The following is a 16,674-nucleotide window of genomic DNA, read 5'->3' on the forward strand; positions in this document are numbered from 1 at the left end:
GTTAATAAGTTAAAGTAAACCCCGATACGGGGTATTTGTTTATGGGGATCGTGGTAATTTGCACGCTGAAGGAATCGTGAATAATAAAATCACCGCGATTACTACCAGTATTTCTTGGATCGCGCTTGCCATGCCGTCACTACTACCTGCTGCTAATAACTGCGCACTTCGACTGCCTATATAAAGGGTGGACAGCGTGATAAATATGGTAGAGATGATGCGGCGACTGATGTTATTAAGGGCGGCTCCCTCAGTGACTGCGTCTTTGGGTAAGCTGCTAAACCCAACGGTAGTGGTTGGTAGGTACGCCAGACCCACTCCGACGCCTCGCATACTCATAATTAGCATTAATAGCCAAAGCGTGGGCTGATACAAGCACCATGCCAGCATCAAGGTAGACAGCGCACTAATCGCAATTCCTACGATGCCAATCCCTCTGGCACCTTGCTTATCTACCATCTTTCCAGCGTAATGCGTGGTGATACTGGCCACGAGCGTCGCGACCATCAGGACAACACCTGTCCATAAAGCACTCTCGCCCATCACGTCTTGTATCAGCACGGGTAATAGCAAGAGACACAGCATCAAACCGACTGTTTGGCTAATGCTAATGATATTACTGTGTAAATAGGTTTTACTATTGAACAAGCGCACGTTTAATAACGGATGACGCTGACGCCGCTCATAGGCCCACCAAACCATCGCGGACAGTAAAAATCCGACAGACAATAAACCCAACGTGGCTATCTTTAATAATCCGTCACTACTGAACAATCCACCAGTAAAGTCTATCTTCAGCGTGCTCAGCCAAACCATCATCGCAAGCAGCCAAGTGAGTAAGCTGATAAACCCGATGGTATCGAAAGGGCTTTTTTCATCATGTGAGCGCATATCAGGTATTAACCACCACACCATCGCCATGACCACCATACTAAGTGGCAAGGTAATGGCAAACAGTGTCCACCACGCAAACTGCTCAACCAAGTAAGCACCTACCAAAGGGCCAAACGCCAACGACATCATAATAACAATGCCCCATAGCGCCATTACTCTGCCGTGCTGCTTCTGCGGATAAATCTGATATAGCATACCAATAGACAGCGGGATAATCAGACCGCCACTCAGTCCTTGTATGGCTCTGGCAATGATGACAAAGCTCATACTAGACGCCAGCATCCCAATGACTGAGCCCAGCATAAATCCAAAAATTGCCGCCAAATAAACATGCTTAAAAGGAAACTTTTTGTTTAAGTAGCCACTCAGCATCAGCCCCACACTCATGGCCAATACATAAGCATTTAGCACCCAGCCGCCCATCACGATATCGACATCAAACACCGACATAAAGACAGGAATCGCTGGATTGAGCGCGCTATTACTAAAGCTGACCACCGTACCGCCGAGCAGTAGTGTCAGCAACACCTGCTGTACCTGTTTGTCGGTAAAGCCATTACCACTACTATTCGAGGCTTCGTTTATAGGCGACTCATTGGTAGATGCCTTATTTATAGGTGCTTTGCTCATTAAGCAGTGGCACCATAAAAGCTGAGATACCCTCTAGATTCTAAAAACTCATTGCGATTGCAAAAATACAAGGCGGCGGTCTTTTCTGGCATCTCAATCAGGCGTTGTACTCTATAGGCAAAGCTATCTGCTAGCCATTGATACACCTCAACCTTACTATCGGGCTCACCCACGATTTTTTTGGCCTCAGTATGCTCAAATATAAACTTGGTAATCATCATGCCTGTGGGCTTTAGATAGCCTTTGCCAACCACCGCCGGATCGCCAAGCAAAATATGCCAACCCATGTCCGTCTCCTTGGCTTTGTAATAATGAGACAAGCGGTCACGAGCCGTTTCATAAATCTCTGTATAGCCAATCGGCTTATCATCACAAAGTATGAGGTAGAGACGCTGATGGTCATCGGCCAGCATTTTTTCAAAGTGGGTTTTTAATTGCGGCATCGGGAGATGTAGCTGCCACTGATCGACCACATGCTCAGCATGCATCCATTTATACAGCAATGGCATATCATCTGGATAGTTGACAGGTCTCAACGCAAACGTCTTTTGATAAGCTTCAATACTAAAAGTATCAGGTAAGTTTTGGGTGATGGTCGGCATGACTTGCTCCTGATTGTTATATTGTTATGTGATTAATAGAATTTTTATGAAATACGAGTCTTATAAAACATTACGCGCCAAAATTTTGAAATACTTTTAAGGCATCGGTGTCGTAAGTCTGCTCACCTGTTAACTGATTGATGATACATCCTGCTCGATAAGCACCCAGCCCTAAGTCTGGTGCCCCAACGCCATGGGTATGCACCTCTTGATTTTGCACAAAAATTTTGCCATCAGTCGTGATATCTTTTTGATCCGTCAGCACATATTTCAGTGCATAGTCTCTATCAATGATTGGCTGCTCAAACGCATCATGCGCAATGCTAGGCAGTATCGTGTTTAAACACTCAGGCAGACCGTAACGATAGCCTGTACCAGCAATCACACAATCATACTCAGCAGTAAAATCTTGATTCTGCTCACGCTGTCTACCTACCAGTTTTATGGTGTCTGTCGGTTCTGGCGCTTCTAGCATTGTTGTCAGAGTGGCTTCAACCACTTCACAGTTAGACAGCAACGTCGAATGCAGATCTTGATTGGTAATACTGCGCTCATAGAGACGATGATAGATATCACGTATGGTCTCAAAGCCCATGCCTTTATAGAGCAGGTCTTGCTTGGCAGTGACTTGGGGTTTGGTTGCTGAGTCTAACTCATAAAAGTAGTCTGTATACGCAGGGCTAAAATGCTCTAAACCTAATGGGGAATACTCCATGGGGAAAAATCCTGCCGAGCGAGTCATCCAATCTAACTGAAACTTAGGGTCGTCATTAGTACTATCATCGCCATCAAACTGCTGATCGAACAAGGTTCGATACACCTCTGCTGAGGACTGCCCAGATCCCAACACCAATATTTTGGTCAGTTTGCCTTCAGTCTTGGTGCTATTCACATCAAGGCTACTAGCATTATTGAGGCTGTCCAAGTCAAAATTGTCTGCGAAATGGGCGGTGTGCATACAGCGGTTAGGCGCTTGTTTGGCAATGTCCTGCAACGATGGTGGTAGCGTGGCCTGTGTGCCCGTCCCTATAACTAAATTTTTAGCATGATAGGTGTTTTGTGTACCTTGTTCAGAGACTGTCACTAAAAACCCATCATTATTGTCGTCAAACGCCACGTCGATCGCTGCCGCATCAAAGCTCAAACTATCTAGCTGCTCTGCTACCCATTGGCAATAATGATTGTACTCTTTACGATAAATTTTAAACTCTTCTAAAAAGTAAAACTTAAGCAATCGGTGCTGAGTATGCAAATAATTCAAAAATGAATAAGGACTGGTTGGGTCTATCATCGTCACCAAGTCTGCCATAAAAGGCACTTGTAGTGTGGTGTTTGGCAATATCATGCCTTTATGCCAATTAAACTCAGCTTTTTGCTCAAAAAACTTGGCGGTTACGTCGGTCTTTGTCAGTAATGCCGCCAAACTTAAATTAAACGGCCCTACGCCAATACCAATAATATCTAACACGGTCGCCCCTTAGTGATTTGGTGGTCACGTTAATTCTGCTGCTAGGGCGTGTCCTCATTTTAAAAATGGTGATAAAAATGAGATAAATTGCAGTCAAACAAGGAAAATAGCGCAGATAATATCGAGATATTAGTCAGCTATTTGACGCCATTTGACAAGATTTAGCCATTTTTAACCCATTTAGATAACTATCGATTGAATTGAGGACACGCCCTAATTCTTGTTGAACCCTAACTTTTATCGTGTGCTAATTTTGCCGTTCCAATATGACGTGCTACGTCATCATAGGGTTTGGGATGTCGACATAAATAGACTGGGTTTCAACAGGTGCGGTCAGCTCATCGAGTGCATAGAGTCTGGTGAGTAGATTGCCCTTGAACGGCAATGTAGGACTACGCAACAACAAGTCAAATAACGAGCGATGTGGGTATTGTTGCTCTAACGCTATTAAGCATTCTTTAAACGTCGTGATTAATGTCTCCTCACTCACAAGCTTAGTACGAGCAATAGCAGTGATAAGGCCAAATATACTGTTGCCAACTAAATAATAGGCAAATCTTGAGTCGGCAAAGTCTTCTGGAATGACGCACTCTCCTTCGCTAATAAGCTCGGGATAAGCGTCAATGAGCGGCATGGCATACTCTGCAATATAGCCAAACCCTTGATTGTCTCTGGCCCAAAACTTAGTAGGATAGCCGTCTGTTAGCTCGATCAGACTGTTTTGCTGATGTACCTCAAACCCAATACCATGCTGATAATACATATGAATAAGCGGTATAAAACCAACTTGTAAATAAGTGTCAAACCACTGGATAGCCACCTGTTCTAAAGGTTCATCTGTCCGTTTATGGATAGACTTAAACAATGTCTCTAAACGGTTGGTGAGACGAGTTGGATGGTCTTGGCTTAAGCTGGCAAGATTGGTGACTTGCGTATCCTCTGTAAAAGGGTTGTCACGCAAGATACAAATAGTCTCATCAATGATTTTTCCATCCACACGTAAGGCAATCCAAGCAGGGTCATTCAATACCGCAATCGTAGGGTACTCGGTTTTGAGCTGAGTACCATAGTCGCTACGCCAGATTCGGCAGGCATGCATCCCGCGTTTACATTCTTTGGGCAGGTTAATCCGCACCGAATTGGTAATCGCTACAGACAACGACAGTTTAAACATCCAAGGTGCATCAAAGGCCGCTAGCGTGCGTACTGATGTCGTTGGATGCAGATACCAACCGAGCTCACCCAAGTCAAACAATTGGCCTTTTTCTAGCAGCTTTTGATACCACGGCTGCTGCTGCAAAAACCTTGCTTGCCAAGGATGTAATGGCAACAGCTTATAGTCAGGATGTTCATTGACAAGTTGCTGTTGATAGCCACTCATATCAGCTTGTAGCTTGGATTTTAGCGCTGTGGTAATACTCTCGCCATCTACGAATTCTTCTGTAATGCAGCTGGGGTGCACTAGCCAATAATGCAGCTGGGTTTTGCTACTGGTCTCGGGCGCATACTTCGCCCACTCGGCACCATAAAAACCAGCACGGCCTTTGGGTGTAGGATGCATGGCATGACCGTAAATAAGGTTTTGTTCGGTCTGAATAAAATCTTGCTGATAGTCAACGATGTCATCAATCTCATCATTACGATGCTCTAAAATAATCTGTAGCCCCTCATAACTCTCAATCCAGCGCTTTAATACGCCATTGGCATCTAGCGTCGCTTTGTCTTTATAACGATGCACGATGTCTTCAATAATCAAAGACGCTAGGCTCATAGCAGAGGACTTTATCCATCGGCTGTTTTGTAAAGGGTCGTCCAGTTGCGTGTCTAATTTTGAGTCTGATCGTATGCTTACCTGCTTATTCAATATAAGCGGCGTGCCCGCCAAACGATGTTGACCCAATTGACTCACTCTATCAACAGGTACGACCATTACCGTGTTCGAAGGCAATAGCATTAGCACTAATAGAGGCTTGTTTTGTGAGGCCTGCTTCTGTATATCATCCTGCTGCTCTACGGCAATAATATCGCCGTGCCCAGTTTCAAAACAGTAAGCATTGATTAGATTTTGTAGTGTGAGACGATCAAGCGTTTTATGCTGCATCATGTTGTTTTTTCCCATCAACGTTCAGGTTGTCAGAATTGAGTCGGTTAAAACCAGCAATAGCCATCTGCTCAATGATGTCTGCAATATCATTGATTTGGGTATTGGGATTTAGAATGGTGAATTTAAGGCAAAGGCGCTGCTCAAGCTGAGTGGTGGCCACATTGGCGATGTTATTGACCAATAATGCTTGTGCAATGTGGCGATTGAGCTGTGCGAGTTGCTCATCAGATAGCTCGGTATCTTTGGGTGTAAAGTAAAACAAAACACTGCTGATAATAGGCTCATGTACCAGTACAAAATTTTCATTTGCATCAATCAGCTTTGCCGCCTGCTTGGCAGTATCCAGACAGCTATCAATCAAGGCTGCATAGTCATCCGTTCCCAGTAAGTCCAGTGCCATCCACAGCTTTAAGGCATCGAATCGGCGTGTGGTCTGTAAAGAATACGTCACTAAGTTTGGGATATTGTCTTGTTCGTCATCAGCAGAGTTTAGATATTCGCTATGATGGCGAATGCTCTCAAAATTTTGATTGTCTCGTAAGAGAAAAGCGCCGCAGCTGATTGGCAAGAAGAAATGTTTGTGAAAGTCCAAGGTAATAGAGTCAGCCTGATTCAGACCCTCAATCAAGTGTCGATAGCGCTGTGATAATAGCAATGCCCCGCCCCATGCTGCATCGACATGTAGCCATATCTGTTCATCACGGCAAATTTTGCCAATAGACATTAGAGGATCAATAGCACCTAAGTCCGTTGTGCCCGCAGTTGCGATGATGGCCATCACATTGTCAGTACCTAGCTGATCTATCTGATGTTGTAAGTCAGACATCAGCATGGCACCTGATGCATCGGTCGCTACTTTAATGACGGATTTTTGACCTAGACCTAGTAGCGCCGCATTTTTTTCAATAGAAAAGTGCGCTTGGTCTGAGCACAGGATGTTGCCAACAGGCTGACCCACCAGGCCGTCCTTTTGCACATCAACGCCCTTAGCCTTGTAGAATTGATTGCGTGCCAGCAGTAGACCCATCAGGTTACTTTGCGTACCGCCACTGGTAAAGACACCACCAGCGTTATGGCCTATCTGTTCATCAAAGAGGGCATTAGAGATGTCATCAAACTGACAACGTTGACATAACCAGTGGATTAAGTCTTTTTCGATATAGGTCGCTGCTGGGCTTTGATTCCACGAGTCCATACTTTGGTTAGTAGCCGCGATAATCATCTCAGCAATCTGACCGATGACCAGTGTGGGTGGATGTAAGTGCGCTAAGCAATTCGCATTGGCAGTTGACACACAACTGGGTAAAAACTTACTTTGAATATCAGCGAGTATCGTGTCGATGTCTCGGCCTTGTTCACGGATGCTAAAGGCATTGGTTACTTGCACTTGTTGCGGTGTGCCGCCCAAATAGACGTTATTGTCGTCTAGCCACTGTTTGATGACAGCGCTGGTTTTTTGCATATGCGTGACATATTGCTCACTGGTTTGCTGATTTAATAAATGCAAAATGTCCTCACTTGTTTATTCCACGATTGTATAAATCGCAAATAAGTGACTTATTATTAGAGTTGTTATCAGAGTTTTTTATAAATGTGTGAATCATGCTAAAGCGCTGGCAAGACTATTGATTGTCCTCTAGCGCCATATCAAGCCTCTGCAAGACTTGCTGCAGCTCATTTTTGGTTATATTGAGTGGCGGCAATAATCGCAGTATGGTGCCACCGCGCCCGCCCTTTTCAATCACCAATCCATGCTTAAAACATGATTGCTGGATTTTGGCAGCCACATCACTGTCTGCTGGATAGCTACCGTCATTTTGCTTAGGTAGATTAGGATTGATAACCTCTATGCCAATCATGAGACCACGTCCTCTGACTTGGCCCATTTTTGGATAGCGCTGTTGGCGTATTTTTAACTGCGCCATGAACCATGCACCTATTTCTAAAACATAGTCAGCAACGTTGTTGTCTTTTAAGTAATTGAGAGTGGCCAGGCCAGTCGCCATGGCTAATTGATTGCCTCTAAACGTGCCAGAATGATTGCCTGCTTGCCATACATCGTATTGTTTTTTGATACCCAGTACCGCAAGTGGCAGCCCACCGCCAATTGCTTTTGACATCACAATCATGTCGGGATCAATATCAGCATATTGATAAGCGAACCAACGTCCGGTACGGCAAAACCCGGTTTGTACTTCATCGATGATCAGCATAATGCCCAGCTCTTTTGTCACTCGGCGCACATGCTTCAGCCACTCTATGGGCGCAGGGTTGACACCGCCTTCTCCTTGTATGACTTCTAAGATGACTGCAGCTGGTTTTACCACGCCACTCTCTACATCTTTTAGGAAGTTTTCAAAGTAGCTCATATGGGCATGAATGCTTTGCTCAAAAGGCAAGCCAAACGCGCAGCGATACATATTGGGATAAGGTAAGAACTGTACCGAGCTCATCAGACCTTCGATACCTTGTTTAGGTGCCAAGTTCCCTGTCACCGCCAGCGCGCCATGTGTCATGCCATGATAGCCACCGCTGAAGCTAACAACACCTGAACGACCCGTGACTTGTTTGGCCAGTTTAATAGCCGCTTCTACCGCATCAGCACCCGTCGGGCCACAAAACTGCAAGCAATACTCATCGCTATTGGTGGCGAGTAGTTTGTACATGAACTCGCTGAATTTGTCTTTTAAAGGTGTAGTAATGTCCAATGTATGCATCGGTAGATTGCTATCTAATAGCGCTTTGATGCTTTCTATGACTACGGGATGATTGTGTCCAAGTGCCAGCGTGCCAGCACCTGATAGGCAGTCGATATACTCATTACCTTCCACATCAGTAATCCACGCCCCTTTGGCTGATTGAATCGCAAAAGGTAGCTTACGTGGATAACTGCGAACCTTCGATTCAAATTGTTCTTGACGGTGTAAGTAGCATTCGTTATCAAGTGGTTTGTCTAAAAGGATCGTGTCCATAGCTTCAGCCTTGTTATTGTCAGTCGTCTTGGATAAACATTCAAAAATAAGTGTTGGTACTTACTTCTCAAAACATCATTCGCTTATATTAAATGATAATGTAAATGATAATCATTATCTTTTATGGAGCGTAGTATCTACTAGCAATGATTGACTGTCAACCCAGTTTGCGAATTTTTCGGTAGATGAACACGATAAAGAGAGCTGTTAGCGTGAAGTTCAGAATGATGAACTAAAGATGAAGAAAACCATCACAGACCGTTAACGAATCAGCGGCGCACAGCTACCCAGCACAGATAGTTTTGGACTATCTGTGCTCGCTTAAATCATTTGCCAGTAACTATCTAAAACGGCGGTTATCTATTGGCTGAAGCTGGAACCTTACGAATGAGCCACAAGAAGTAGCCACCACCGATAATCGCCGCAATCGTGCCAGCAGGCAGCTCATAAGGGAAAATAACATAACGGCCAATCCAATCTGCTATCACCATCACCCCTGCCCCTAAGAGGGCAGCTAATGGCAATTGCCGTTCGAGCTTTACAGCGCCTAGCGAAGTAGCCAAATGCGGCACCATTAAACCAATAAAGCTCAATGGGCCAACGGCAAGCGTACTGGCTGTGCTAAGCGCTGCTACTAGTGCCAGTAGTGACAAGGTAACGGGCGTGACTGCCACACCTAGATTACGCGCCACACCTGTGCCTAAGCCAAGGACACGCAAGGGTTTTATCAGCAGTAGACTGAGTACAAATAAGATAGCGGCAATACCAATGAGATACCATACCGTACTGGGCTGGGCGCTATAAGTTGTCCCTGACAGCCAGCTGAGCATTGCTTCTAGACGCGGATCTCCTGAGAGCTTGACCATATGCATCACCCCGTCCATCATGGCGGCAATACCTATACCTACTAATAATAAATAACCTGAGCTCACCCTGCGTGCTAGCCAAATAATCAATAGCAGCACAGCCATCGCACCTGAGAGTCCTGAAACCAGCAACGTCCCTGCGCCAGCGGATAGCCCTAAACTTGGTAATAATAAAAACCCTAAAATAACCCCAAGTGCCGCGCCAGAACTGACCCCCAACACCTCAGGACTGGCCATGGGGTTACGCGTTAAGGTTTGCAGTAGCACACCGGCCACTGCTAGCATCAAGCCTGTGGCAGCAGCGCTCAAACTACGAGGCAAGCGGTATTGCTGCGTGAGTGCCCAGTCCGTACTGAGTCCCCACCCATTGATATCTTGCACAAACAGACAAGCCAGCAGGATAAGGGCGAGCACACCAGCGCCCCATCGCCAAAATGCAATGGAGGTATGCTTACCTGTAAGCATCGGCGTCACTGTCTCTATCCGCGCGCGGCGCTGACGTAAAATTAGCCAAATAATCAACGGTGCACCCAAGATGCCTGTCATGGCACCAGCTGGAATCTGCATATCAAGTATCGGCTCAAGCAGTAATGCGACATTGCTGGTCAATAATAACAGAAGTGCTCCCAATCCAAAGGCAGTGGCCAAACGCTTACCAATAGCAGAGATGCCCAGCGCATTGACCAAACTTGCTGCACCAAGACCAATAAAACCAATTAAACCAACTTCGCTAATCACTAAGGCGGTCACAACGGCAACAACCAGCACAACAAGTGCACGAATGCCATTAATAGGCACACCCAGACGTTTTGCCTGCGTGTCATCTAGGCTCATCAGCGTTAATGGCTTTAGTAATGGTAGACATACGACCGCCATCAAAATAGCAGTGATGACTAGCGCGATACTGGTATGCCAGCTGTTTTGTGCCAAAAACCCAGCCGCCCATGACAGCATGCCATTGCTACGCTCAGCAAAAAACAACACCAGTACATTGGCCACCGCGGCCAGCAGAATATTGACCACCAAACCGGCCAATATCAAAATCAATGGATTAAATCGACTGGGTGCTGATAAGGCAAATACCAGGCCCATACTGATGATAGCCCCCACAAAGGCCACATAAAGTCCACCATAAATGGCCAAGCTTGGCAAAAATAACGTGACGATGAGCATGGCCAACTGTGCACCCACGCCCACACCTAGCGTTGTATCGGATGCTAAGGGATTTTTTACCAATTGCTGTAGCAAAATACTGACCACACCTAATAGCCCGCCAGCCAACAACGCCACCACGCTGGTCGCCACTATATGCAGCTGTATCGCCATACTGGCAATATCCAGTTGCGAGCTTGGTATGAGCAAATCGCAAATTGGGCGTGTCCACTGCTGATCTAGTAGCACCCAACTGCTCCATAACGACAACGCTGCTAGTCCGATGAGCATGGCCCATAGTCGCCAAGACATACTGGCAAACAAAGAAGTCTGGGGATTGGGTTGATTGGGTGGCTGACTCAGTGGTGATGATGACTGTTTTGATGACGTCAATGAAGATGGCGACGATAATGATTTTGGAGTCGTTACGGTTTCAGAAGCTGATGTCATCGTATGAGCACTGTCGGTGTGGTTATTGATAGGATTGTTGTGAGTATTTATATTGGCGCTCATAGTACATCCCCGCCTTTTAATGAAACGTCTGACAAGTTATTTGCTAGGCTTACCAATGACGACATACCGCCATAAATCCATACTGGAGGTAGCTCACCTACACAGCGGGTATTGCCATAACCCAGGCGCTGCCAAATCAAGCTGTCATCAATTTCAGCTCTAGTGATTGGACTGAGTGGGTCGATAATTAATAAACAAGTCTCATCATCTAATTGCGCCAAATCTCCCATCCGTATCGGCACAAATCCCCAATTATTGCCTTTGCCCAATACCACAAGCTCTCTACCCATCTGCTCTAACGCAGGTTGAAATAAGCTGTTTGCCACATACATACGCATATTGTTAGCATCCGAAAACTGCACCACCGCAAACTTTTTGACTCTTGGATAACGCTGCTGCAATTGCTGACTGGCTAGCTGTATCTCTTTCTGACTTTGTGCAATATAGTCTTCAGCCATCTCTGGGTTATCAATGAGTGCACCTAGCTCTCGCGTCGGTTCGGTATAGTCCGCCCACGTTGCTATCTCTCCTTTTGCCGCAGACATCACAGACTCAGCAGGCACATCACCATATAAGTTACGCGCATGCTCATAAAAGTAATTGTCTATCACCATATCAACAGGCAGTTGGGCAATTAGCTCAGCATTGGGCTGATAGCGGATGCCCAAATCTACGGTTGATGATGGCAGTTTAGGGCTTCCAACCCATCTATCCCAAACCCTTATATCACCTGTCGCAATTGGTGCATGCCCCATCGCTGTCAACGTCGCCGCATTGCCCCAGTCAGGAGAGGCGATATTCATCCTATCGCTATCACTTTTTTCTGCTGCTGAGGTAATGCTTGATGGTAATTCATCGAGCTGATCGGTACTGTTTTGTGTGGACGTCTGGTTATTACAGGCCGTCAATATCAAGCACAATGAGAGCGCGAACCATTTCAGTGTTGTCAATGACGTCACTGATACTGGCTTAGGTGTATCTATTGAACGTTTAGATGATTGTTCTGTACAAAAAATGGGAGGCATAGAAGCATATCTTTGTAGGCGAATTAAAAAAGGGAGCAAAAGTAAGACGTTAAGCGACTGCGACAGGCTGTCCAGTAATGGGGTGACTGAGCAGCTGCATATCGACATTAAAGATATCGCGTAGCACGGTAGGTTGCATGGTACTGGCGATATCGCCGTTGTGACATACCTGACCATTTTTCAGTGCGATGATTCGATCGGCATACTGCGCGGCCAAATTGATATCGTGGATAATAATCACCACGCTCAAGCCTTGCTCATCGACCAAACGACGAATAAGCTGAATGACCTCGATTTGATAATGCATATCAAGGGCAGCAAGTGGCTCATCGAGCAATAGGTAACGGGTATCCTGTGCCAGACACATGGCGAGCCAAGCACGCGCGCGCTCACCGCCTGATAGTGTGGCCGTGATTCGATCAGCAAACGCTTCGGTTTGAGTCAACTTTAATGCTTGTGCGACTTTTTCTTTATCTATTTGGGTGGGCTTTTGTAGCCATTTTTGATGTGGGTAGCGTCCTAGCATGACCAGCTCACGCACCGTGAATCCAGCCGCTTCAGGTAGTTGCTGCGGTAAATATGCCATCTGCCGCGCCAACTCCTTGTTGCCGTAATCATTGATGCTGCGCTCGTCTAATGTGACATCGCCACTACTACTTGCCATCTCGCCTGCCAATGCTTTAATCAAGGTCGACTTGCCAGACCCATTATGCCCAACCAAAGCCACTAATTGATTGGTATCAATATCACAGCTCACATTGTCTAATAGAGTATTTCCTTGACGGCTGATGGTCAGCTGGTTTGCACGTAGCATATAAGCACTCATTTTTGATAAAAATTGAAGAAAGTAGGGTCGATGGCAATCGCTTTATTAAGGCCAGAACGACAATAAAAGTTGATTTTACTCGTAAACGATAATAAAAACAATTATCATTAACTAAAATAGAAGGCTCCACTTCTCAACTTACTGTTCTTTATGAGTATTAAAATGGCCAATATCCTCTTACCTACTGAAAACCTCCTTTATAAGCAAAACAATTCATATACTCTATTGGATGCCCCTGAAATAGACGACATCATCGCTCATATCAATGAAGAGCATCTTGATGAGCTACTTGGATTTTTGAGTGCATTTACCTCTATACCTACAGCCGAATTAAATCACGTAGATGCACAAATTACAGCGATCTACGCTGAAGGTATCGCATTACAAACATACCCAAAACACCTAGAGCAGCCGCTAGTCTCTCAAGATAATAACCTACGTGACCAAGCTTTCTTTATTACTTTTGCCGCACCCATTACCCATCCTGATGACTTACAAACCCAATATATTTTGCTCAAACAAAGAGCAGACAAAAAGCTGGGCAAAAAAACCATCAAACTGACCAAACAAGTATTTGAGGTGCGAAGCAGTTATAACGTCAGCAAAAATATGCTGCGCCTTGAGTTGAGCATGCCGTCATTAAATGACGCTCAACTAAATGATGACGTTCAATTAAGAAATACTAACGGCGCACTAAGCTCGATATCAGTACCTATCAACGAAGCTGGTTACGCATACTTATTTGATTTAGAGCACAATGCGACAACGAAGGCATTGATGACTGACAGCATTGATGAAAATAAAGCTGATGACGATGCAGTTAATGACAATGAAAAAAATAACGTACGCTCTACTCGTCCTCACTGTTATTACACGCTAAGAAAAGCATGGCATACCGATGATGGTATACGAGCATGGGTCGATGTTTTTTTACATGGAGATACGCCGGGCGGCAACTGGGCTCAGTCGTTACAAGCAGGCGATACCATCGTTACCAAACGGGAGTTTCCTGAAAAGGTTGAGCATTTAAGAGACGGACAAGCGGTACTGATTGTCGATGAGACATCAATGCCAACAGCTGCACGATTGCTGGAGCTATGGAATAACCCTAAGCCACCACTAATCATTTGTGTCACGCAGGACATAGCTGATCAGAGCTATTTTGATGATGTGAAAATACGCAGTCGCGTTAGTAGTAGCGACTGTATTGAAGGTGTTGATAGTACTAAAGGTATGAAAACCGTACTACACATAACTGCAAACCAAACAAGCTTAGGGCAAGACTTGGCCACAGTGATTGATGACAAGCTGAGTGATTATGTGAGCCGGCATGCTATACAGATTGATAAGGTGTGGGGCGCACTAGAAGCTAGTACTGTCAAAGCCGTTCGAGATAAGCTAAGAGCGCGGTTTGATTTGAGCCGAGCGGATGTGATCGTGAAAGCGTACTGGCGGCATACGGCCTAGATTTTCCGATTGGTTTTCTACAGCGTTTGAGATGGGTATCTTGATCAGCAATAAAGATACCCAGCAGTTGAGCGATAGCGTATTTATCGGTCAACTGCTGGGTATTAACGCACAAATTTAAGTGGTGGGCTGAGCATTAAACCCAACCATCTTCCAACAGATGCTCAGTATTACTGATTTTGAAACCATTACATAAGTCATAAAATGTCATCGGATCTTCAATATTTTCGAGCAACTCTCGTTTATGTAGCGCCACAAATAACGCTAACGCATACGCTGCACTATGAATAGACTTCTTAGGATTAAAAGTGATATCAGTGAACCCTTGATATTGAATCACTTCCTCATGTAGCTGAGGGTTTTGCTTTAGAGCATTCACGTACAGCCAGTCATAAAACGTGGTCAATGGCTCTACGCCCCACTCCATACCAAAGTAATTATAGCCAATGAGCTCACCTGAGGTTGTGAGTCGTTCATCTTTGCGGGCTTGTCTTGGCGCTACTGTCAGTAAATCAATATAAGGACCACCATCTTCAAAGATCATGCTGGCTTGAAAGGCGTTTTCGACACTATATGGATTGCCATCATGCTCATCGGTAATCTGTAAGCTGAACGGGCTTAGTGGAAAACTTAGCTTATTGCCAGACTTGCTAGAGAGCTCGAGTACTTGCTTAAATCCATACTTTTTGCGAATGACTTGTTGCAGGTCATTGATGGATTTTTTCTTTTGTCTGCTCGCAAATCCCACATGCCGCTCAAACATAACCATGTCTGTTTTTACCAAATTGTCACTGTTGACTTTGGGCATGAATACGGGTCTTTGTTCTATAGTATTTGGTACTTCTTCCATAGTGATGTGCCTTAATATCAATGGTCTTGTATAAAGTGTTCTTTCATAATTAATCTAGCAAAAATACTTATGACAGCTGATTCTGTCACTGCTATCAACGTTCTTTATTATTGGGGTTTTGCTTTCTAGTAATAAGATATCGCTGCTCAATCTGAAATGCGTTGAACCGAGTCAACGCTCGCGGAGGCAGTTTATCTTATTCTTAGTCATTTATCCTACCCTATTTCAAGGTTATTGATAACCTTACTGAGTTTTTTGCATCAATGCCTTGCATGGTGTAAACATAAGCAGTGTATTTGACCTATATTCGTCTTAATTTATCCTGATCGTAGTCAAATTGATTGATGACTGTTCTTTATCACCAAACCGAAACGTACATACGCTATTATTTCCATGAACATGCGCCTATACACGTAGAATGCATAGAATAACCGCGATAATCTCCGCATAATATGCATTGAATAGCATTGTTAATCACCGCATTTTTTGAGAAGAATTATGCAATATGACCTAAGTATGTCGGCCTAAATACTAGAGCGCACACAAAAAGGTGACTCGGATGTGACTGAATGGCTAATTTGGTTTCTACAGACGCTAGAGCAAGCACTGCTATCTGCCCAGACAACAACCAATAAGATTATCAGCAAAGCAAAATTTTGGCAGCCGCATCGTCAACAAGCCCTAAACACAAGACAGGTCACAGAGTATCAAGGCTCGCGCCATCACTCAAGAAGGCGACATTCTTCATTCAATGGTGGCCAAGTGAATTCTTCATTATCACAATTCATTAAGATGACATCGTTAGTGATCCCATCTATTGTGCCATTTAAATTCTGTAGGCGTATTCTCAAGGAAGTCAGACTATAGAAAGCATTTTGGTAGCTCTCTGCCTCTAGGCTAGCTAATGTTTGCTATACATACTTATTGATGCCATCAATCATCTCATTGGCATCTTCTTGCCATTCAAAACTGTAATCTGCATCAAGAGAATCTAGATCATCAATTTTTTTTAGATTAATTAAGGCATCCATGAGTTTGCGTAGATTATTAAAGTCTAGGCTCGATATTGTGGTCTGCTTTTTAATGTTTTGCATCGAGAAAAATCCTATGTCTATTAGAATTTTTTAAGTGGTTCCATTATACCAGTCTGTTTTGAGTAGTCTGTTAATAGGTTTTTGGGGTGAAATAACTGGTTCCCTTGGGGTATACCTTTTGAGAGAAAATAATTTGGTGGTGTATCAAAAAGTATGCTGAGGAATTGAAGGAGGGGTGATAGCCGAAGCAAGATGATATATTTGAGGTTAT

13 protein-coding genes are annotated in these 16,674 nt (G+C 44.6%); 2 read left to right on the plus strand and 11 right to left on the minus strand.

What is annotated here, in order from left to right; translation table 11 throughout:
• Nucleotides 1–39: 39 nt before the first annotated feature.
• The 9 genes from IP485_RS07625 to IP485_RS07665 form a co-directional block, all read right to left on the minus strand.
• A complete protein-coding gene (locus tag IP485_RS07625) occupies nt 40–1,524 on the minus strand; it encodes an MFS transporter (RefSeq protein ID WP_198326715.1) in 1,485 nt (494 codons plus the stop codon).
• Nucleotides 1,524–2,126, minus strand: a complete 603-nt coding sequence (locus IP485_RS07630) for a GNAT family N-acetyltransferase (protein ID WP_198326716.1) — start codon at nt 2,124–2,126, stop codon at nt 1,524–1,526. Before IP485_RS07630 ends, IP485_RS07625 begins: the two co-directional genes overlap by 1 nt.
• A 70-nt stretch (nt 2,127–2,196) precedes the next feature.
• Entirely contained in the window at nt 2,197–3,594 is a 1,398-nt protein-coding gene (locus tag IP485_RS07635) for a lysine N(6)-hydroxylase/L-ornithine N(5)-oxygenase family protein (protein WP_198326717.1), read from the minus strand.
• A gap of 274 nt (nt 3,595–3,868) precedes the next feature.
• A complete protein-coding gene (locus IP485_RS07640; protein ID WP_198326718.1) occupies nt 3,869–5,698 on the minus strand; it encodes an IucA/IucC family protein in 1,830 nt (609 codons plus the stop codon).
• Nucleotides 5,685–7,205, minus strand: a complete 1,521-nt coding sequence (locus IP485_RS07645; protein WP_198326719.1) for a pyridoxal phosphate-dependent decarboxylase family protein — start codon at nt 7,203–7,205, stop codon at nt 5,685–5,687. Before IP485_RS07645 ends, IP485_RS07640 begins: the two co-directional genes overlap by 14 nt.
• 115 nt (nt 7,206–7,320) lie before the next feature.
• Nucleotides 7,321–8,670: a diaminobutyrate--2-oxoglutarate transaminase family protein gene (locus IP485_RS07650; RefSeq protein WP_198326720.1), complete on the minus strand. Its 1,350-nt coding sequence runs from the start codon at nt 8,668–8,670 to the stop codon at nt 7,321–7,323.
• Nucleotides 8,671–9,026: 356 nt separating this feature from the next.
• Nucleotides 9,027–11,201 carry a Fe(3+)-hydroxamate ABC transporter permease FhuB gene (gene fhuB / locus IP485_RS07655; protein WP_198326721.1) on the minus strand — a complete coding sequence of 725 codons (2,175 nt, stop codon included), beginning with the start codon at nt 11,199–11,201 and terminating at the stop codon, nt 9,027–9,029.
• Nucleotides 11,198–12,226, minus strand: coding sequence for an ABC transporter substrate-binding protein (locus IP485_RS07660; protein ID WP_198326722.1), 1,029 nt, complete (start codon nt 12,224–12,226; stop codon nt 11,198–11,200). The genes fhuB and IP485_RS07660 overlap by 4 nt, the downstream gene beginning before the upstream one ends.
• A gap of 49 nt (nt 12,227–12,275) precedes the next feature.
• Nucleotides 12,276–13,040, minus strand: coding sequence for an ABC transporter ATP-binding protein (locus IP485_RS07665; protein ID WP_198326723.1), 765 nt, complete (start codon nt 13,038–13,040; stop codon nt 12,276–12,278).
• Nucleotides 13,041–13,214: 174 nt separating this feature from the next.
• On the opposite strand from IP485_RS07665, the gene IP485_RS07670 reads away from it, so the two are divergent.
• Nucleotides 13,215–14,519, plus strand: a complete 1,305-nt coding sequence (locus IP485_RS07670; RefSeq protein WP_198326724.1) for a siderophore-interacting protein — start codon at nt 13,215–13,217, stop codon at nt 14,517–14,519.
• Between the two features lie 136 nt (nt 14,520–14,655).
• Here the strand turns inward: IP485_RS07670 and IP485_RS07675 are convergent, their stop codons facing one another.
• Nucleotides 14,656–15,369, minus strand: a complete 714-nt coding sequence (locus IP485_RS07675) for a DUF6977 family protein (RefSeq protein ID WP_198326725.1) — start codon at nt 15,367–15,369, stop codon at nt 14,656–14,658.
• A 561-nt stretch (nt 15,370–15,930) separates the two neighbouring features.
• Between IP485_RS07675 and IP485_RS07680 the strand changes: the two genes are divergently transcribed.
• Nucleotides 15,931–16,236 carry a hypothetical protein gene (locus IP485_RS07680; RefSeq protein WP_198326726.1) on the plus strand — a complete coding sequence of 102 codons (306 nt, stop codon included), beginning with the start codon at nt 15,931–15,933 and terminating at the stop codon, nt 16,234–16,236.
• A 44-nt stretch (nt 16,237–16,280) separates the two neighbouring features.
• Here IP485_RS07680 and IP485_RS07685 read toward each other — a convergent pair whose 3' ends face one another.
• Nucleotides 16,281–16,463, minus strand: a complete 183-nt coding sequence (locus tag IP485_RS07685; protein ID WP_198326727.1) for a hypothetical protein — start codon at nt 16,461–16,463, stop codon at nt 16,281–16,283.
• Nucleotides 16,464–16,674 lie beyond the last annotated feature (211 nt).

The organism is Psychrobacter sp. NG27, assembly GCF_016106655.1.
GTDB lineage: Bacteria > Pseudomonadota > Gammaproteobacteria > Pseudomonadales > Moraxellaceae > Psychrobacter.

Coding starts and splice junctions, on each gene's coding strand:
- IP485_RS07670 (WP_198326724.1), top strand. CDS start 13,215: ATGGCCAATATCCTCTTACCTACTGAAAACCTCCTTTATAAGCAAAAC.
- IP485_RS07650 (WP_198326720.1), bottom strand. CDS start 8,670: ATGGACACGATCCTTTTAGACAAACCACTTGATAACGAATGCTACTTA.
- IP485_RS07665 (WP_198326723.1), bottom strand. CDS start 13,040: ATGCTACGTGCAAACCAGCTGACCATCAGCCGTCAAGGAAATACTCTA.
- IP485_RS07640 (WP_198326718.1), bottom strand. CDS start 5,698: ATGATGCAGCATAAAACGCTTGATCGTCTCACACTACAAAATCTAATC.
- IP485_RS07660 (WP_198326722.1), bottom strand. CDS start 12,226: ATGCCTCCCATTTTTTGTACAGAACAATCATCTAAACGTTCAATAGAT.
- IP485_RS07675 (WP_198326725.1), bottom strand. CDS start 15,369: ATGGAAGAAGTACCAAATACTATAGAACAAAGACCCGTATTCATGCCC.
- IP485_RS07625 (WP_198326715.1), bottom strand. CDS start 1,524: ATGAGCAAAGCACCTATAAATAAGGCATCTACCAATGAGTCGCCTATA.
- fhuB (WP_198326721.1), bottom strand. CDS start 11,201: ATGAGCGCCAATATAAATACTCACAACAATCCTATCAATAACCACACC.
- IP485_RS07630 (WP_198326716.1), bottom strand. CDS start 2,126: ATGCCGACCATCACCCAAAACTTACCTGATACTTTTAGTATTGAAGCT.
- IP485_RS07685 (WP_198326727.1), bottom strand. CDS start 16,463: ATGCAAAACATTAAAAAGCAGACCACAATATCGAGCCTAGACTTTAAT.